Here is an 18,414-nt window from a genome sequence, read left to right on the forward strand (position 1 = left end):
GAGGGGCCGGGAGAGGCGCTCAGGCCGCTTCGAAGAGGATCGGCTCGCCCGCCGCCAGCCAGGCGGCCGCGCGATGCTGGTACTGATCCTCGATGACGCTGCGCTTGATCTTCAGCGTCGGCGTGAGGAAGCCGTTGTCGACCGTCCAGACGTCCTTGACCACCACCAGGTAGTCCAGCTGCTCGTGGGGCTCGAGGCTGGCGTTGACCTGCTCCAGCAACGCCAGCAGCTCGCCGCGCAGGATCTCCCTCCCGGCCTCATCGGTCAGCCGCGAACGGCCGTCGGGTGACAGCAGCAGCAAGGCGAACGGCTGCGGCTGGCCCATGCCGGTAACGCAGGCGGCTTCCACCAGGTCGTTGACCAGGCGGTTCTCCATCGGTCCGGGCGCGACGTACTTGCCCTTGCTGGTCTTGAACAGTTCCTTGAGCCGCCCGGTGATCCGCAACCGGCCCTGCTCGTCCAGCTCGCCACGGTCGCCGGTGTGGAAGAAGCCGTCCTCGGTCAGGGTCTGCGCGGTGAGTTCAGGGTCGCGGTAGTAGCCCATCATCTGGGTCCGGCTGCGCACCAGGATCTCGCCTTCCGCCGAAAGCCGGCACTCCACCCCGGGCAGGGCCTGGCCGACGTAGCCCAAGCGCACCTGGCCCGGCCGGCTGTAATGCGAGTAGCAGAAGTTCTCCGACATGCCGTAGACCTCCAGCAGCTCCAGGCCGAGGTTGCGGTACCAGTCGACAATCTCCGCCGGCAGCGGCGCCGAACCGGTGAAGGCGATGCGCGTGCGGTCCAGGCCGAGCATGCCGAGGATCTGCCGCTTCAGCGTCTCCGAGTCGGGGCCGGCCAGGGCCTCGCGCTGCTCATGGCCGAGCCTGGTGCAGACCCCTTGATAGAACTTGGTCCACAGTCGTGGCATGGAAATGAACACCGTCGGCCGCGCCCGGCAGAGGTCGCGGGCAAAGGTCTCCAGGCTCTCGTTGAACAGCACCCGCACACCGTGGCAGAGCGAGTTGGACTCCACCGACGAACGCTCGGCGGCGTGCGCCAGGGGCAGGTAGGAAAGCATGCTGTCGTCGGGCGTCAGCTGGCAGAAGTCGCCGCCGCCCAGCTGCGCGTAGGTGTACATGCTGCCGAAGCTGTGCATCACGCCCTTGGGCATGCCGGTGGTGCCGGAGGTGTAGATGATGGTGGCGAGCTGCTCGGGACGCGGCAGGCTCAGCTCGCGCAAGGGCGCGTGGCTGGCGGCCAGTTCTTCCCAGCTCGGCGCCTGTAGCGCCGGCGCCAGCGGCAGGGCGACTTGCGGCACTCCCGCGACGGCGGCCTGGCGGCCCTCGTCCCAGACGTCCAGGCGGCCGATGAAGGCCAACTGCACGTTGGCGTGATCCAGCACATAGGCAAGGGAGTCGGCGCTGAGGGTCGGATAGAGTGGCACCGAAACGTGGCCGGCCATCCAGATGGCCAGGTCGGCCATGATCCAGTGCGCGCTGTTCTTGCCGAGGATGGCCACGGCGCTGCCCGCCGGCAGGTCCAGGCCGCGCAGGTAGGCGGCCATGCGCCGGGCCTGGTCGCCGACTTCGCGCCAGCTGTAGTCGAATACTTCCTCACCCACCGGCTGGCTCAGGTAGACGGCGTCGGGCAGGGTCTCCTCCCAGTGGAGGAATCGATGGAGCAAGGTTGTCGTATTGTTGTTGTCCATGCATCGCTCCTAAAGCGTTTCAGCGCTGCCGGACGTGACCGCCCGGCAGCGTGGGGCGCGGCGGTGCAGCTGCGCCTGGGTGGTCCGCTCAGCGCAGGTTCCAGTCGCGCAGTATCTCCTCGCCGGCCGCGCCGCGCACCGGCACGGGCCCCGGTGCGGCCGCCGGAGTGGCCGAGAAGCGCGGCGCCGGGTTGGCCTGCAGCACGCCGTCGACCCGCGAATAGACGCCCCGCGCGGTCATGTGCGGATGCTGCGCGGCTTCGTCGATGTCCAGCACCGGGGCGAAGCAGGCGTCGCTGCCTTCGAGCAGCTCGCACCACTGGTCGCGGGTGCGGGTGGCGAACAGCTCGGCAAAGCCCTGGTGCAACGTCTCCCAGCGCGACGGATCGTAGGCGTTGGCGTAGTGCGGATCGTCAGCCAGGCCCAGCTTTTCCAGCAACAGCTTGTGGAAGCGCGGCTCCACCGACCCCACGGAGATGAAGTGGCCGTCGGCGCAGCGATAGGTGCGGTACCAGTGCGGGCCGTCCAGCAGGCTGCGGCCGCGTTCGTTGTGCATCTGCCCGGCCGACTTTAGGCCGAGCATCAGGTTCAGCATATGCGCGCTGCCATCGACGATGGCGGCGTCCACCACCTGGCCCTGGCCGGTGGCGCGGGCGTTCATGATCCCGGCGAGGATGCCCACCGCCAGGTACAGCGCGCCGCCACCGATGTCGCCGACCAGGCTGGGCGGCGTCATCGGCGCCTCGCCCGGTTGCCCGGACCACCACAGCGCGCCGGAGAGCGCGATGTAGTTGAGGTCATGGCCGGCCGCCTGGGCCAGCGGCCCTTCCTGGCCCCAGCCGGTCATGCGGCCGTAGACCAGCGCCGGGTTGCGTTGCAGGCAGACCTCCGGGCCCAGGCCCAGGCGTTCCATCACGCCCGGACGCATGCCTTCGAGCAGCGCGTCGCAGTTGGCCACCAGGTCCAGCACGGTGGCCACGCCCTCGGGGGTCTTCAGGTCCACGGCGATGGAGCGCTTGCCGCGGTTGGTCACGGCGTGGCGCTCCAGGTCGAGGTCCTCGGGACCGGCCTGCTGGCGGTCCACCAGCACCACGTCGGCGCCCAGGTCGGCCAGCAGCATGCCGCAGAACGGCGCCGGCCCCAGGCCGGCGATCTCCAGGATGCGCAGCCCGTGCAGCGGGCCGCGGGGTTGTTGTTCTTGGCTCATGATCGGTTCTCGCACTCCGGTTCGCCGGCCACGGGGCTCAGGCGAACACCCGCAGGATGGCTTCGGCGACGCAGGCCGGCTTGGCCGCACCCTCAATCTCGATGGTCATTTCGTAAGTGATCTGCGCGCCGTTGCCCTCCAGCGGCTCCCACGCCTGCACCCGGAAGTGCCCGCGCACGCGGCTGTCCACCGGCACCGGCTGGACGAAGCGCACCTTGTTCAGGCCGTAGTTGACGCCCATCTTCACGTCGCGGATCTCGAAGGCGTCGGTCATCAGCGGCGGCAGCAGGCTGAGGGTCAGGAAACCATGGGCGATCGGCTTGCCGAACGGCCCCTTGGCGGCGCGCTCGGGGTCGACGTGGATCCACTGGTGGTCGCCGGTGGCCTCGGCAAAGGTATTGATACGCGCCTGGTCGATGGTCAGCCACTCGCTGCTGCCGATGACTTCGCCCACCAGGGCCTTGAGTTGCGCGATGCTTTCGTAGCTCTTTTTCATTGTTTTCACTCGCAAGGATTGGGGCGTCAGCCGCGCAGCTCCGCCTGCAGGGCGGCGGCGCAAGCGGCTTCGTGGCGGTCGCTGCTGCCCAGTTGCAGGTCGGCGACGATCGCGCGCTTGTAGTAGTGGCCGACCAGGTATTCCTCGGTCATGCCGATGCCGCCGTGCAGCTGGATGCCCTGGCCGCAGACGAACTTGGCGGCGCGGCAGACCAGCATCTTCGCGGCCGACAGGGTCTTCTGCCGGGTCGCCTCGTCGTCATTGGCCAGCGAGGCCAGCGCCCCGTGCAGCATCGAGCGGGCCAGTTCCAGTTCGGCGGCCATGTCGGCCATGCGGTGCTGCAGGGCCTGGAAGCTGCCGATGGCCACGCCGAACTGCTGGCGGACCTTGAGGTATTCGGCGGTGACTTCGATGGTCTTTTCCATCGCCCCGATCAGCTCGGCGCAGAGCACCACGGTGCCCTGGGCCAGGCCCTCGCGCAGTGCTGGCAGGCCCTGGCCGGGCTGGCCCAGCAGCGCCTCGGCGCCGACCTGCACGCCATCGAAGGTCAGTTCTTCGACCCAGGTGTCGTCATGCAGGCGCAGCGCCTGGCGACCCAGGCCGGCACTGGCGCCGTCCACCAGCAGCAGGCTGATGCCCGGCACGCCGGGGATGCTCGCCGAGACGATGAACGCCGAGGCATCCACCGCACCCAGCACCAGGGTCTTGCGCCCGCTCAGGCGGTAGCCCTGGCCCTGGGGCTCGGCGAGCAGGCCCACAGGCTCCGGCATGCCACGGGAAGCCGGCTCGGCGTAGGCCAGCGCGATGCGCAGACTGCCCTCGGCCAGTTGCGGCAGCAGACGTGCCTTCTGTTCCTCGGCGGCGCTGGCCAGCAGCGTCTGTGCGGCCAGCACGGCGCAACCGAGGAAGGGTTCCAGTACCAGGCCGCGGCCCAGCTCCTGGGCGATGATCACGCTGTCCAGCACCGAGCCACCCAACCCGCCATGTTCCTCGGGCAGCGCGGCCATCAGCCAGCCATTGGCCGCGAAGATGCCCCAGTTGTCGGCGCTGCCGTTACGCCCGGCCTTTACCAGCGCGGTGCGCGCCTCGAAGCTGTACTGCTTGTCGATATAGCGTCGAACGCTGTCCTGGAGGAGCTGCTGCTCAGAATTCAATACGAAGTCCATAACCCCATCCTGATCAAAGTTGGAACAGCATCTTGACGATGATGCCGCGCTGCACCTCACTGGTGCCGCCGTAAATAGTGGAAGCGCGACGGAAGAACATGTCGTTGGCAATGCCGCGCGCCAGTTGCTGCAGGGGGTACGGCCGCTCCGGCGCCTCGGCATGCGGATGCGCATAGGCGACGGCGCCATAGCTGCCCAGTGCCTCGACCTGCGCCTCGGTGAGGCGCTGCTGCAACTCCGTACCGCGCATCTTGAGCATCGATCCCAGAATCGGCGATGAGGGATCGTGTCGCTGCTCCAGCTGCGCAACCCGCTGCACCAGCATCCCGATCGCTTGCAGCTCCGCATCCAGCCGCGCCAGCTTCAAGGCGAACTCCGGGCGCTCGATCAGCGGCGTGCCGTCCACCGGCAATTTGCTGGCGAACTCACGGAGTTCGCGCATATAGCGCCGGAGCGCGGGCAAGTCCGCCGCAAAGGCGTGTTCGTTATTGAGCAGGAACTTGGTAATGGCCCAACCCTGGCCCTCCGCACCCACCAGATTCGTGACGGGAACCCGGACGTTATCGAAGAAGGTTTCGTTCAGGTGATGGGCATCGTCGATGCTGCGAATCGGCCGCACGCTCACGCCCGGGGATTTCATGTCCACCAACAGGAAGCTGATTCCCGCCTGTTTCTTCACCTCGGTATCCGTGCGCACCAACAGGAAGATCCAGTCGGCTTCGTGGGCATAGCTGGTCCAGATCTTCTGCCCGTTGACGACGTAATGATCGCCGTCTCGCACTGCGCGGGTTTTCAGCGACGCGAGGTCCGATCCGGAACCCGGCTCGGAAAAGCCCTGGCACCACAAGCGCTCCCCCCGGAACACCGCGGGCAGATGCTCGTCACGCTGCTCCTGTGTCGCAAAGACATTCAACACCGGCCCGAGCAGGGTGTGCACGAATCCATCGAGCGTGGGCGTTCCATGGGCGACGCATTCTTCATCGAAGATCAGCTGCTGCTGCACCGTCCAGCCGTTGCCGCCGTGCTCCTTGGGCCAATAGGGAGCGCTCCAGCCCTGTTCGCTGAGCAATTTCTGCCAGCGCAGCACTTGATCGCGAGGTGAACGCGTACAGCGCGGCAATCCCGTCAGTTCCTTCGGAACGCGCGACGCGATGAACGCCCGAACCTCCTCGCGGAAGGTCTGCAAATTGGCATCAGGTTGAAAATCCATCATCGCCTCCGGTCAGTCTTTGCGATACAGGGTGACCACACAGGCACCGCCGATACCGATGTTGTGCTGCAGCGCCACGCGAGCACCTTCCACCTGGCGCTGTTCGGCCTGGCCACGCAGTTGCTGGACCAGTTCGGTGCACTGCGCAAGGCCGGTCGCGCCAATCGGGTGGCCCTTGGAGAGCAGACCGCCGGACGGGTTGACCACGTAACGGCCGCCGTAGGTGTTGTCGCCGTCGTCGACGAATTTCTGTGCGCCGCCTTCCGGGCACAGGCCCAGGGATTCATAGGTCAGCAGCTCGTTCTGGGCGAAGCAGTCGTGCAGCTCCACCAGGTTGACGTCCTCGGCACCGAGGCCGGCCTGCTCGTAGGCCTTCTGCGCGGCCGCGCGGGACATGGAGTAACCCGCCACGTCGCGCATGTCGCCGGAGCGGAAGGTCTCGGCGCCGTCGGTGGTCAGCGCCTGGCCGGCGATCCACACGCTGCCGTCGAGCCCGTGCTTGCGCGCGTAGGCTTCGCTGCACAGCACTGCTGCCGCCGCGCCGCAGGTCGGCGGGCAGGCCATCAGGCGGGTCATGACTTCTGGCCAGACCACCTGGTCGGCCATCACGTCTTCGACACTGACCACCTTGCGGAACACCGCCTTGGGGTTGTTCGCCGCGTGACGGCTGGCCTTGGCGCGAATCTTGGCGAAGGTTTCCAGCGGCGTGCCGAAACGCTTCATGTGCTCGACGCCGGCGCTGCCGAAGATGCGCAGGGCCGCCGGAATCTGCGCGGCGCCCGGAATGGCCGCGTCGCACTGGTCGAGGAACAGCTCCAGCGGGCTTGGACGGTCGGCGAAGGAACTGGGAATGGCGCCCGGCACCATCTGCTCGAAGCCGAAGGCCAGGACGATGTCGACCATGCCGCTGGAGATCGCCTGGTTGGCCAGGAACAGTGCCGTGGAGCCGCTGGCGCAGTTGTTGTTGACGTTGATCACCGGGACGCCGGTCATGCCGACGTTGTAGAGCACGCGCTGGCCCGAGGTGGAGTCGCCGAAGACGTAGCTGGCGTAGGCCTGCTGGATCGACTCGTAGCCGACGCCGGCATCGGCCAGCGCCAGGCGTACGGCCTGCTCGCCCATGGCCACGTAGTTCTCGTTCTGGCCCGGCTTGACGAACGGGATCATGCCAACCCCGGCGACCACTACTTTCTGCCCCATCTGCTTCTCCTCGATCTCTGCGTTGGCGGCGCTCGCGGCGGGTTCCAGACCCGGCCTGCGCCAGTGAGCCTCCAGCATAGGGATGCCCACCATGGGCGGCCCCTCCCCAATAGGATGGGGTGGCGGCCGCCGACCTGGCGTCAGCCCCCATCCTGACACGACGCCTGTCTGATAGTGGCCCCGGCGACAGGGCGTAACAACAAAAAGCCGGGTCCCCCTGGGAAACCCGGCTTCCTGTAGCACCCGCCACCGCCCTAGCCGGGCAACACCGCCCCGGCGTAGGCCAGCCCCTGCTTGCCGAGGAAACGCCGCACCGCCTCGGCATGGTAGAGGCTGTTGCCGCACAGCGACTGGGCGGCGGCTTCCAGCTGGACCATGGCCTCGCGGTCGGTTTCGAAGGCGCGGTTGAGCAGGGTCTTGGTCAAGCCCAGGGCCCTGGGCGGCGCCTCGTCGAACTGCCGGGCATAGGCCAGGGCCGACTCCAGCAGGCTGTCCTCGGGCAGGATCGCCTGGGCGATGCCCAGCTCCAGCGCTTCCTGCGCCGCCACCGGACGTGCCGAGAAGAGGACTTCCTTGGCCTTGGCCAGACCCACCAGGCGCGGCAGGCTGTACAGCAGCGACAGGTCGGGCACCAGGCCGATGCCGACGAAGGACGGCAGCAGCCGGGCGCGCGGCGTCATGAAGACGAAGTCGGCGGCCAGGGCCAGGGAGAACCCCGCCCCCGCCGCGGCACCGTCCACCGCGGCGATCACCGGCATTTCCAGCGTCGCCAGGGCGGTGTGCCAGCGCTGGTGGCTCAGCACCAGATCACGGCCGAAGAAGGCCGGGTCCTCATGGGCGCCGTCATCGGCGAGATCGGCCCCCGAACAGAAGGAGCCGCCGGCGCCGGTGAGCACCAGCGAGCGTAGCGAGCTGTCCGCCCGCACCGCCTCGACGCCCTCCAGCAAGGCCTGGGCCAGGCTGGCGTCCAGCGCATTGCGGCGCTGCGGGCGGTCCAGGGTGAGCAGCGCGGTCCTGCCGATCTTCTCAAGGCGTAGCGAAGCGTCGGTCATGCGATTCTCCCAATGTGCGCGTCCCGGGCTCAGCCCAGGTTGCGCGCGATGATCAGCTTCTGGATGTGGCTGGTACCTTCGTAGATCTTGGTCACGCGCGCATCGCGGTAATAGCGCTCGACCGGGAAGTCGTTGAGGTAGCCATAGCCGCCGTGGATCTGCAGCGCGTCGGAGCAGACCTTCTCGGCCATCTCGCTGGCGAACAGCTTGATCGCCGAGGCTTCCTTCGGGCACCGGATCCCGGCCTGGCACAGGCGGGCCGCATGCAGCATGTACACGTGCGACACTTCCACCTGGGTCGCCATGTCGGCCAGATCGAAGGCCACGCCCTGCAGATCGATGATCGGCGCGCCGTAGGCTTCGCGTTCCTTCGCGTATTTCACCGCGGCTTCCAGGGCGGCACGGGCAATGCCGGTCGCCAGCGCGGCAATCGCCACGCGACCTTCGTCCAGGCCGGCAATGATATGTCTGTAGCCAGCCCCTTCTGCGCCCAGCAGGTTGCTCACCGGCACACGGCAGTTCTCCATCTGGATCGCCGCCAGGTTGGCGGTGCGCTGCCCCATCTTTTCCTCGTTGCGCGTGACGGCGAAACCCGGAGTGCAGGGGTCGACCATGATCAGGCTGACGCCCTTCTTGCCAGCGTCCTTATTGGTGACGCCCACCACGATGGCCACGCCCGCTTCGCCGCCGTTGGAAATGAACTGCTTGCTGCCATTGAGCACATAGTGATCGCCATCGCGGCGGGCCGAGGTACGGAAGGCGGCGGTATCCGAACCAGCATGCGGCTCACTCAACAGGAAGCAGCCGATCCTTTCCCCACGGATCATGGCAGGCAGCCATTGTTGCTTCTGCTCCTTCGTACCATCGCGGAAGATCGACAAGGCGACGGAGTTGTGCACGTGCAGGGCGGTGGCAAAGCCCGCGTCGACAGCGGCAAATTCTTCGATGACGAGGCAGTACTCCACGAAGCCCATGCCGACACCGCCGTACTCTTCCGGGATGTGCAGGCCGAGATAGCCCAGTGCGGCGATGGCATTGAGTTCGTCACGCGGCCAGGCCCCGGTGCGGTCGCGCTCGGCGGCGGTCGGCGCGACCACTTCCTGGGCCACCTTGCGGGCGGCGTCGCGGATCATGACTTCCTGTTCACTCAGGAACACTGCGGATGTATCGCTCATTTTCTTCCTCACGAAGGGGATCGGATTGCCGATGCGGTGCTGTGCGACGGGCCGGTCGGGCACTCGTTCGCCATGTAGCCAGAGTGCCCGCCGGCCACATGGCGCGCGCCTCCCCTCTTGGTAGGGGAGCGGCCGGACGTCAGGGAATCACCCCCTGCTGGCGAGCCAGGGAAATCGCCGCATAGCGGCTGGATACGCCGAGCTTGGCGAGGATGTTCTTCACGTTCCATTTCACCGTGCCGAAGGTGATGTTCAGGGTCAGGGCGATGCGCTTGTTGGACATGGCCTGGGCGATCAGCCCGAGGATTTCCACTTCGCGCGGGGTCAGGATGCTGCGCGGCTCGGCACCCGGCGCGCGCCGGGCGGTTACCGGCTCCGCCTCTTCCGCGTCGCGCCCGCCACGGGCCAGCAGCTCGTCGAGGTAAGCGGCGCAAGGGCCTTCCAGCCCGCCCTCCTCGGCCAGTCGTTCGAGCAGCGCCGACAGGCGCGGTCCCTCGTCGAGCAGGGTGCGCACCAGGCCGAAGCGCGCGGCGTCCTGCAGCACCGCCGCCAGGCAGTCCAGGGCCTCCTGCTCCTGCCCCAGGTCGGCATGGGCGATGGCCGCCAGCAGCCGCGCCTTCACCGCCGTGCGGCCACGGCCATAGCGCTCGGCAAAACCGCCGACCCGCGCCAGGCACTCCAGCGCCCGGGCCGGCTCGCGCTCGGCCAGGGCCAGGCGCGCCCTGGCGAAGGCGGCGATGGTGGTCACTTCGTCGCGGCAATCGCCACGGTAGCCCTCGGCCAGGGTTTCCAGACGCACCACCCGCTCCGAGGCGCGGCGCAAGTCCCCCTGGGCCAGCCAGGTCTTGGCCTGCTCGGCCAGCATCAGCGCCTGCGGGCGATCCAGGCCGAGCTTGTGGAAGTGCGCGGCCTGGCTCTCGAGGAACTCCTGCAGCGCCTGGGGAGACTCGCGCAAGGCGGCGATCCGCGCGCGGCACACCGAGGCGCGGACCATCACGTCGGGCATCGACGACTGCAGGATGCCGTTGCGGTTGGCCACCACCGCCAGGGCGTCGTCGATGCGGTCCAGTTCGTAGAAGGCGTCGCACAGGTTGGCCGCGCACAGGTTGGCCGACACCGAACCGCGCCCGTAGCCCGCCTCCGCGCGCGCCAGCAGGTTGCCGCCCAGGCGCGCCGCCTCGGCGGCGTCGCCTCCGCGCAGCAGGGCGAGGATCAGGGTGCTCTCGTACACCAGCGCCATGTCGTTGTCGCGGTCCTCGGCGAGGATCGGGTTGTCTTCGTGCAGCCGGTGCACGGCGTCCACCCGGCCCACCAGCAGGTAGGCGGTGGCCAGCGCCGACAGGCTGATGTAGCGCAGCGAGCGGTTCTCCAGTGGCGCCCGCTGCGCGGGTTCCAGCAGGCCGATGACCCGCCGGGGGTTGTCCAGTTGCAGGGCGACGGCGGCGTCGGCCAGGGCGAAGCGCGAGGACAGCGCCGGATTCTTCGCCGCCTCGGTACGGCGGATCTGCTCCAGCCAGCGCTCGGCTTTCTCCGGGCGCGCGGTGAAGGCGTAGGTCAGGCAGCCGACGATGAACAGCCGTGGATGGCCGAACAGCGTCTCCTGCGGCAGGCGCTCCAGCAGGTGCAGCATCGGGCTGATGCAGGCCATGCTCCAGGCGGTGCTGGCGGCCTGTTCCATGGCCGCGACGGCGAAGTCGAGGTCGCCGCCCAGATTGGCGTGGCGCACCGACTCCACCAGCAGCTCATGTTCGGCGAACCACTGGCTGGCCCGGCGGTGCAGCGCCTCCACCGCCGCCGCGCCGCGCATCGCCAGGCGCTGTCCGAGGAATTCGCCGAACAGTGGGTGGAAACGGTACCAGGGCATGCTGTCCTCGGAGTCGACCCGGTAGATCAGCAGGTTCTCGTCCTCGGCACGCTGGATCAGCGCGGCGGCCTGGGTGCTGCCGGTGACGAAGGCGGCCAGGTCGGCGTTGAAGCGACGGAATGGCGACAGCTGCTCCAGCAGCCCGATCAGTTCCGGCGCCAGGCACGCCACCACGTCCTCGGCGAGGTAGGCCTGCAGGTCGCTGGACTTCCACAGCAGCGAGCGCAGCTTGGGGAGCCGCGCCGGGCGGATGCGCAGCATGGTGGCAATGGGTTGCAGGCTGGCCGGCCAGCCGCCGGTCAGCTCGTGGATCAGTTGTTCCTCGTCGGCGGTGAGCCTGAGGCTGCCCAGGTTGTGCTCGAAAAAGGCGCGGGTTTCCTCCAGGTCGAAGGGCAGCTCGGCGAAGTCGATCTCCGCCACCTGGCCCTGCATGCGCAGACGCCCCAGGCTCAGTGGCGGCGTGCTGCGCGAGGCGATCACCAGGTGCAGGTTGGCCGGGCAATGGTCCAGCAGCTTCTGCAACAGACGGTGGGCCAGCGGCGCCTCGACGTGGTGGTAGTCGTCGATCAGCAGGTACAGCTCGCGCCCGGCCTGCTCGGCCTGGCGGGTCACCAGCGCCACCAGCGCCGCCAGCGTGGACTCCCCGGCTTCGTCCAGGGCCAGCCCGGACTCCACCGCGATACCTAGGCGCTGCAGGGCAGCCAGCAGGTAGGCGAGGAAGCTGGGGTACTGGCGGTCGTCATGGCTGAGCGACAGCCAGGCGACGTCCAGTCCCTCCTTGAGCAGCGCCTGGCGCCACTGGGCGAGCAGCAGGGTCTTGCCGAAGCCGGCGCCGCCAGTGATCAGCGTGAGGTTGCCCAGGCGCGCCTCGTGCAGCCGCTCCAGCAGCTGGGTACGCGGGATGTGCCGGGTATTGAGGCGCGGCGGGGAGAATTTGGTGGCGACCAGCAGGTCGTCGGAGTTCATCAGCGAGCTTTGCATCTTGTTGTTAGCCCTTGCTCTGGCGGTAGGCGGACGGCGGTAGCGCACGCAGACCCGTGGCTCCGCTCTTCTGGGTACTGGCCAAAGGCACGGTGGGCCCGGCGCATGCCGTCCGCCCCGCCGCGCCCTTTCCTCGACGGCCACGTCCATCCTGCACCAGCCCCTGCGCCGCCGACCCCGTCCGCAAGGGGGGGGGAGCGGCGCCGATGGGCTGGCGTAACGTGCAAATCGACCGTATCGACCCCCGTCCGCGAGGAGCAGAAATGAGCGAATCCGTTACGTTTGAAGTGAAAGGCCAGGTGGGCTGGATCACCCTCTCCCGTCCCAAGGCGATGAACGCCCTGAACCCGGAGATGCTCCAGGCCATGGTCGAATGCCTGAAGGCCTGGGAAGGCGACGCCGACGTGCGCGTTGTGGCCCTGACCGCCACCGGCCCGGCGTTCTGCGCCGGCGCCGACCTCAAGGTTTCCGGCACCCCGCAACCCGGCGAGATGGACCTGCTGGACAACATCGTCACCTTCTTCGACCGTCTGCGCGTGTTCCCCAAGCCGGTGATCGCCGCGGTCAACGGCCTGGCCCTGGCCGGCGGCCTGGAGACCGTGCTGTGCTGCGACTTCGTGATCGCCGCCGAGAGCGCCCGCTTCGGTGACGCGCACTCCAACTTCGGCGTGTTCCCCGGCGGCGGTGGCGCGGCCATCCTGCCGCGCAAGATCCCGGAGAACGTCGCCAAGTACCTGCTGTTCACCGGCGACTCGCTGCCGGCGCAGGACATGAAGACCTACGGCCTGGTCAGCGAGGTGGTGCCCGACGGCCAACTGCTGGCCCGCGTCCAGGCCATCGGCGACAAACTGGCGGACAAGAGCCCGCTGGTACTGCGGCGGATGAAGCGCGTGGCTGACGAGGCCGCCGACAAGTCCCGCGCCGACGCCCTGCGTCACGAGCTGCTGGAGCTGCGCAACCACCAGCGCTCCTACGACATCGCCGAGGGCGTGCGCGCCTTCGCCGAAAAGCGCAAACCGGCCTTCAAGGGCTATTGATCCCGCCCCACTACCGAGCATTTCGAGGAAGCGATGGAAAACATCTATATCGTCGGCGTCGGCATGACCGCCTTCGGCCGACACGCCGACAAGAGCGTCAAGCAGCTCACCGCCTGGGCCGTCGAGGACGCCCTGAAGGACGCCGGCTGCGATCGCCGGTCGATCCAGGTGGCCTTCTACGGCAACTGCACCCAGGGCCATTTCGACGGCCAGCACATGATCCGTGGCCAGGTCGCCCTGCTGCCCCTGGGCCTGGACGGCATCCCGATCTTCAACATCGAGGGCGCCTGCGCCTCCTCCAGCCACGCCTTCAACCTCGCGGTCACCCAGCTGCGCGCCGGCGCCGCCGAGGTGGCCCTGGCCGTCGGTGCGGAGAAGATGTTCTACAGCGACAAGCAGAAGATGTTCTCGGCCTTCGAGTCGGCCTGGGACATCGAGACCTTCGAGGACAACAAGAACTACCTGGCCGCCATGGGCAAGGGCATCGTCCCGCCGCCTGGCTCGCAGTCCGAGAAGCCCTACAGCCCGTTCATGGACGTCTACGCCGCCCTCGGCCGTGGCGGCCTGATGGAGCGCTTCGGCATCACCCAGCGCCAGCTGGCGGCGGTTTCCTCGAAGAACCACGGCCACTCGGTGCACAACGAGCGCTCGCAGTACCGCAATGCCATGAGCATCGAGGAAATCCTCGCCGCGCCGCCGATCACCTACCCGATCACCCTGCCGATGTGCTCGCCGATCTCCGACGGCGCCGCCGCCGCGATCCTCTGCACCGAGTCGGCGCTGAAGAAATACGGGTTCGACAAGAACCGTGCGATCAAGGTCCTGGCCAGCGTGGTGCGCTCGGCCTCCGCGCGCGCCGCCGACGATTTCGCCAACGGCTGCACGCACCTGGCCGGCAAGGCCGCCTTCGAACAGGCCGGCATCGCCCCGCAGGACGTCGACGTGGCCGAAGTGCACGACGCCACCGCCATCGGCGAGCTGCTCTCCATCGAGGCTCTGGGCCTGAGCGAGCCGGGCATGAGCGGGGTGATGGCCGAGCGCGGCGACTTCACTCTGGGCGGACGCCTGCCGGTCAACCCCTCGGGCGGTCTGGAATCCAAGGGCCACCCGATCGGCGCCACCGGCATCGGGCAGATTTTCGAACTGGTCGAGCAGTTGCGCGGCAACTGCGGCCAGCGCCAGGTCGAGGGCGCGCGCATTGCCCTGCAGGGCAACGGCGGCGGCCTCTGGCGCGTCGAGGAATCCACCGAGCACGTCGGTATCTTCGCACGCGCCTGATCACTATCCTTGACGGGAGCGGTACCTCGCTCCCGTCGCGACAACAACAAGATCCGTGAGGAACCACAGCATGACCATTCGTTTCGATGATCGCGTCGCCATCGTCACCGGTGCCGGCAACGGCCTGGGCCGCATCCACGCCCTACAACTCGCCGCGCGCGGCGCCAAGGTGGTGATCAACGACTTCGGCGGCAGCCGCGACGGCACCGGCAGCTCCTCCGACGCCGCCCAGGCCGTGGTCGAGGAAATCCGCAAGGCCGGCGGCAGCGCCATCGCCAACGGCGCCAACGTCGCCGACTACGAGCAGGTCCAGGGCCTGGTCCGGCAGACCGTCGAGGCCTTCGGCCGCGTCGACATCCTGATCAACAACGCCGGCATCCTGCGCGACAAATCCTTCGCCAAGATGGAGCTGGCCGACATCCACGCCGTGCTCAACGTTCACCTGCTGGGCTCGATGTACTGCTCCAAGGCCGTCTGGGACCTGATGAAGGAGCAGAACTACGGGCGCATCCTGATGACCACATCGGCCGCCGGCATGTTTGGCAACTTCGGCCAGGCCAACTACGGCGCCGCCAAGATGGGCCTGGTGGGTCTGATGAACATGCTCGCCATCGAAGGCCGCAAGAACAACATCCACGTCAACACCCTGGCGCCCATGGCCGCCACCCGCATGACCGAGGACGTGATGCCGGAAGAACTGCTCAAGGCCAGCCGTGCCGAGCAGGTCAGCCCGGGCGCCCTGTTCCTGGTCAGCGAGCAGGCGCCGACCAAGCTGGTGCTGGGCGCCGGCGCCGGCGTGTTCTCCGCGGTGCGCATGGAAGAGACCGCGCCGGTGTTCCTGGGCAGCGAGCTGACCCCGGAAGACGTGCAGGCGCACTTGGAGCAGATCACCGACTGGAGCAGCGCTGGCCCGCGCAACGATGCCAACCAGCAGGTCGGACTGTTCATCGATACCGCGATGAAAGCCCTCAAGGGCGCCTGATCCCTGCGCGCCGCCACGCGCGGCCCCGGTGACAGCCCTCGCAAGCCCGGCCCGCGCGGCCGGGCTTTCGTACATTCGCGCAACGACCAAGCGCCATGCCGTGTCCCCAGGGGCGCGGTTATCATGGGCCGGTTCCGCGACGGCCCCGAGACGGAGAACAACAATGACAACCATGAATTTCTCGCGAACCATCGGCAACCTGGCCGTCCGCTTCGGCGAGCGCGAGGCCCTGGTCAACATCGAGCGCAACCGCCGCTACAGCTTCCGCCAACTGCATGCCCTGACCAACCGCATCGTCAACATGATGCGCGAGCGCCTGCAACTGCGCCGGGGCGACACCTACCTGTGCATCCTGGAAAACGACAATATCGCGCTGCTGCACGCCTGGACCGCGCTCAAGGGCGACGCCGCGGTGGCATACACCAATTACCGCGATGCTTTCGATGAGCACCGCTGGCAGGTCGAGTTCATCCGCCCGAAGGTGGTGATCATCGAGAACGCCCTGCTCGACAGCCATTTCCCCATGCTCCGCGAACTGGGCATCGTGGTGGTCTGCATGGATCCGCCGGCGACCCCGCGCGACGGCCTGCTGTATTTCTGGGACCTGCTCGAAGGCGTCTCGGACGCCAACCCGGACGTCGAGAACGACATCCAGCATGACGCCCTGGTCTACCGCTTCACCGGCGGCACCACCGGCCAGGGCAAGTGCGCCACCTACACCACCGACAACTGGCTGGCCCTGCGCGACTCGATGTACATGGAGAGCGAGCAGCCTTACCAGCCCGACACCCGTTTCCTGCACATGGCGCCGATCAGCCATGGTTCCGGCCTGGGCCTTCTGCCGACGCTGTTCCGTGGCGGCTGCACGGTGACCCAGAACGTGCCCGACATGGCCCAGCTGTGCCGCAACATCGAGGCGGAACGCATCACCATGACCCTGCTGGTGCCGACCATGGTCTATCGCCTGCTGGAAATGCCCGAGGCCAGCCACTACGACCTGAGCTCCCTGCAGACCCTGGCCTACGGCGCCGCGCCGATGAGCCCGGCCAAGCTGCGCCAGGCCCAGGAGCGCTTCGGCAACATCTTCATGCAGATCTACGGCGCCACCGAGAGCCTGCATGCGGTGGCCATCCTGGGCAAGGCCGAGCACCTGAGCGCCAGCGAGCAGCAACTGGGCTCCGCCGGGCGCATCGCGGCGGCCGCCGAGGTGATCATCGTCGACGAAGACGGCAAGGAGCTGCCCCTGGGCCAGACCGGCGAGCTGTGGGTGCGCTCGCGCGGCACCATCGGCGGTTACTACCGCAACCCCGAAGGCACTGCCAACGAGTTCAGCAATGGCTTCTGGAAGTCCGGCGACCTGGGCTACATCGACGACCAGGGCTTCCTGTTCCTGGTCGACCGCAAGAAGGACATGATCATCACCGGCGGCTTCAACGTCTACGCGGTGGAAGTCGAGGCGGCGCTGAACGCCCACGCGGCGGTGTCCAACTCGGCGGTGGTCGGCATCCCCCACGAGGAATGGGGCGAGGCGGTACACGCCGAGGTGGTGCTCAAGGCCGGTGCGCAGGTTTCGGTCGAGGAGTTGCAGGCCTACGTCAAGGAACGCCTGGGTCGCTTCAAGGCGCCCAAGTCCATCATCCTGGTCGATGCCCTGCCGGTGAGCGTGGTGGGCAAGGTGCTGCGCCGTCAGGTGCGGGACAAGTACTGGAAGGACAAGGCGCGGCGAGTGTCGTGAGGCCGGGTGGAGGGACTCGCTCCCTCCATGCTCGACCGTAGGGCGGATAACCGATCGCGGTTATCCGCCGTTGGCGGGAACGTCGGTTCCCATCCTGCGAACAATCCAGGTGCTTTTCGTAGGGGCGAGCTTGCTCGCGAACCAGCCCCGCTGCGGATCCGTTCGCGAGCAAGCTCGCTCCTACAGGTACCTGTGATGCCTGGCATCAGGGGCAGCTTCCTTTTCCGGAAAGTCCGCAGTCAGACATCTCCCCTCACCCCAGGATGAGGGGCTCTTGCCCCGTAGGAGCGGACTCCGTCCGCGATCCGCCAGCCGCACCTCAGGACAGCGGCTGCGGCTCCGGCATCTTCCAGCCGCCATCGAGAATCGCCGGCTGCGGCAGGTAGTAGCGGATCATGTAGTTCCACCCCGGCATGATCGGCAGACAGTTCACCGCCCCCGCCTTGCAATCACCGAAGCGCACGTTGACCTTGCCGCCTTCGCCCTTCTGCGCCGTCAGGTTGTTCAGGGTGTAGGCGCCCAGCTCGTTGCGCTGGAAACGGCCCTGCGCATCGTAGACGCTGATCGACCAGAACGCCCCCACCGGAACCGTCGGCACGTCCAGGCGGTAGGCGGTGGCGCCATCGTTCCGCGGCGGCGTGACGATCTGGTAGAAGGCATCGTGCTCGGGGTTGCCGCCCCAGGCGATGGCGCTGCCGACCAGATGCCGCAGCGGATCGACCTGTCCCGGCGCGCCGAACATGCCACGCGAATCCCCCAATGTCGTACCGAGGACGATCAGCGCGGCGCGCAGGCGGTCCTGGTTGGCCTTGTCCCAGGCGGGAACGGCGAACTGGCCGGGGCCGCCGGGCTGGCTCACGCTGATGCGGTCCTGCAGTGCATGCGCCTGCTGCAGATCCTCCTTGCTGGAGGGATCGATCAGGGTCCGTACGCCGAGCAGCACGTAGCGCGTGCCGACGTCCTCGCGGGCGATACGGTAGCGTCCTGCGCGGTAATGCATGGCGAGCACATGGTGATCTTCATCGATCACCGCCAGCGAACGGTAGCGCTTGCCGGCCTCCGGCAGTTCCACGGTGACCGGCCCGGCGTGCAGGTCGAAGACCGCGGTGGAATACAGGGTGTCGCGGTTGGGCCGCACCACCGTCTTGGCATCCACCGGCATCAGCTCGCGCCAATGGACGAACTGGCCGAAGCCGCCGCGCTGCGCGGTAAGGGCGAAATAACGATCCGACTCGGCACGCACGAAGTTGTCGAGCGTGACCGGCACCGGTGCGTCAGCGGCATGGGCGGCGCCCGCCAGCAGCAGGGCCAGCGTGGGCGCAAGGCGCAGGGGTTTGAACATGG

14 protein-coding genes are annotated in these 18,414 nt (G+C 67.8%); 4 read left to right on the forward strand and 10 right to left on the reverse strand.

The annotated features are described in order from the left end of the window. Positions 1-19: 19 nt before the first annotated feature. From AC2T4A_RS22670 to AC2T4A_RS22710, 9 genes are all read right to left on the reverse strand, one after another. On the reverse strand, positions 20-1,687 hold the full coding sequence (locus tag AC2T4A_RS22670) for an AMP-binding protein (protein ID WP_486741848.1): 1,668 nt from the start codon (positions 1,685-1,687) through the stop codon (positions 20-22). A gap of 88 nt (positions 1,688-1,775) precedes the next feature. Beyond that, complete coding sequence (locus AC2T4A_RS22675) at positions 1,776-2,894, reverse strand: CaiB/BaiF CoA transferase family protein (protein WP_486741849.1); 1,119 nt, start codon at positions 2,892-2,894, stop codon at positions 1,776-1,778. A 37-nt stretch (positions 2,895-2,931) separates the two neighbouring features. Beyond that, positions 2,932-3,390: a MaoC family dehydratase gene (locus AC2T4A_RS22680; RefSeq protein ID WP_275611738.1), complete on the reverse strand. Its 459-nt coding sequence runs from the start codon at positions 3,388-3,390 to the stop codon at positions 2,932-2,934. A gap of 26 nt (positions 3,391-3,416) precedes the next feature. Continuing rightward, positions 3,417-4,556, reverse strand: a complete 1,140-nt coding sequence (locus AC2T4A_RS22685; RefSeq protein ID WP_486741850.1) for an acyl-CoA dehydrogenase family protein — start codon at positions 4,554-4,556, stop codon at positions 3,417-3,419. Between the two features lie 13 nt (positions 4,557-4,569). Continuing rightward, complete coding sequence (locus AC2T4A_RS22690; RefSeq protein WP_486741851.1) at positions 4,570-5,766, reverse strand: acyl-CoA dehydrogenase family protein; 1,197 nt, start codon at positions 5,764-5,766, stop codon at positions 4,570-4,572. 12 nt (positions 5,767-5,778) lie between these two features. Continuing rightward, on the reverse strand, positions 5,779-6,966 hold the full coding sequence (locus tag AC2T4A_RS22695) for a lipid-transfer protein (protein WP_486743719.1): 1,188 nt from the start codon (positions 6,964-6,966) through the stop codon (positions 5,779-5,781). A gap of 254 nt (positions 6,967-7,220) precedes the next feature. Continuing rightward, entirely contained in the window at positions 7,221-8,018 is a 798-nt protein-coding gene (locus AC2T4A_RS22700; protein ID WP_486741852.1) for an enoyl-CoA hydratase/isomerase family protein, read from the reverse strand. Positions 8,019-8,047: 29 nt separating this feature from the next. Then, positions 8,048-9,193, reverse strand: coding sequence for an acyl-CoA dehydrogenase family protein (locus AC2T4A_RS22705; protein ID WP_486741853.1), 1,146 nt, complete (start codon positions 9,191-9,193; stop codon positions 8,048-8,050). 139 nt (positions 9,194-9,332) lie between these two features. Then, positions 9,333-12,038 (reverse strand): winged helix-turn-helix domain-containing protein, encoded by a 2,706-nt coding sequence (locus tag AC2T4A_RS22710; RefSeq protein ID WP_486741854.1) that lies wholly within the window; start codon positions 12,036-12,038, stop codon positions 9,333-9,335. Between the two features lie 263 nt (positions 12,039-12,301). Between AC2T4A_RS22710 and AC2T4A_RS22715 the strand changes: the two genes are divergently transcribed. From AC2T4A_RS22715 to AC2T4A_RS22730, 4 genes are all read left to right on the forward strand, one after another. After that, complete coding sequence (locus tag AC2T4A_RS22715) at positions 12,302-13,075, forward strand: enoyl-CoA hydratase/isomerase family protein (RefSeq protein ID WP_486741855.1); 774 nt, start codon at positions 12,302-12,304, stop codon at positions 13,073-13,075. Between the two features lie 33 nt (positions 13,076-13,108). Then, positions 13,109-14,353, forward strand: a complete 1,245-nt coding sequence (locus tag AC2T4A_RS22720; RefSeq protein WP_486741856.1) for a thiolase family protein — start codon at positions 13,109-13,111, stop codon at positions 14,351-14,353. A gap of 70 nt (positions 14,354-14,423) precedes the next feature. Beyond that, positions 14,424-15,335 carry an SDR family oxidoreductase gene (locus AC2T4A_RS22725; protein ID WP_486741857.1) on the forward strand — a complete coding sequence of 304 codons (912 nt, stop codon included), beginning with the start codon at positions 14,424-14,426 and terminating at the stop codon, positions 15,333-15,335. 163 nt (positions 15,336-15,498) lie between these two features. Next, positions 15,499-17,070, forward strand: a complete 1,572-nt coding sequence (locus AC2T4A_RS22730) for an AMP-binding protein (protein ID WP_486741858.1) — start codon at positions 15,499-15,501, stop codon at positions 17,068-17,070. A 319-nt stretch (positions 17,071-17,389) separates the two neighbouring features. Here AC2T4A_RS22730 and AC2T4A_RS22735 read toward each other — a convergent pair whose 3' ends face one another. After that, complete coding sequence (locus tag AC2T4A_RS22735) at positions 17,390-18,412, reverse strand: DUF1254 domain-containing protein (protein ID WP_486741859.1); 1,023 nt, start codon at positions 18,410-18,412, stop codon at positions 17,390-17,392. Positions 18,413-18,414: the final 2 nt, after the last annotated feature.

It is taken from the genome of Pseudomonas sp. PVC-3-1 (assembly GCF_057444315.1).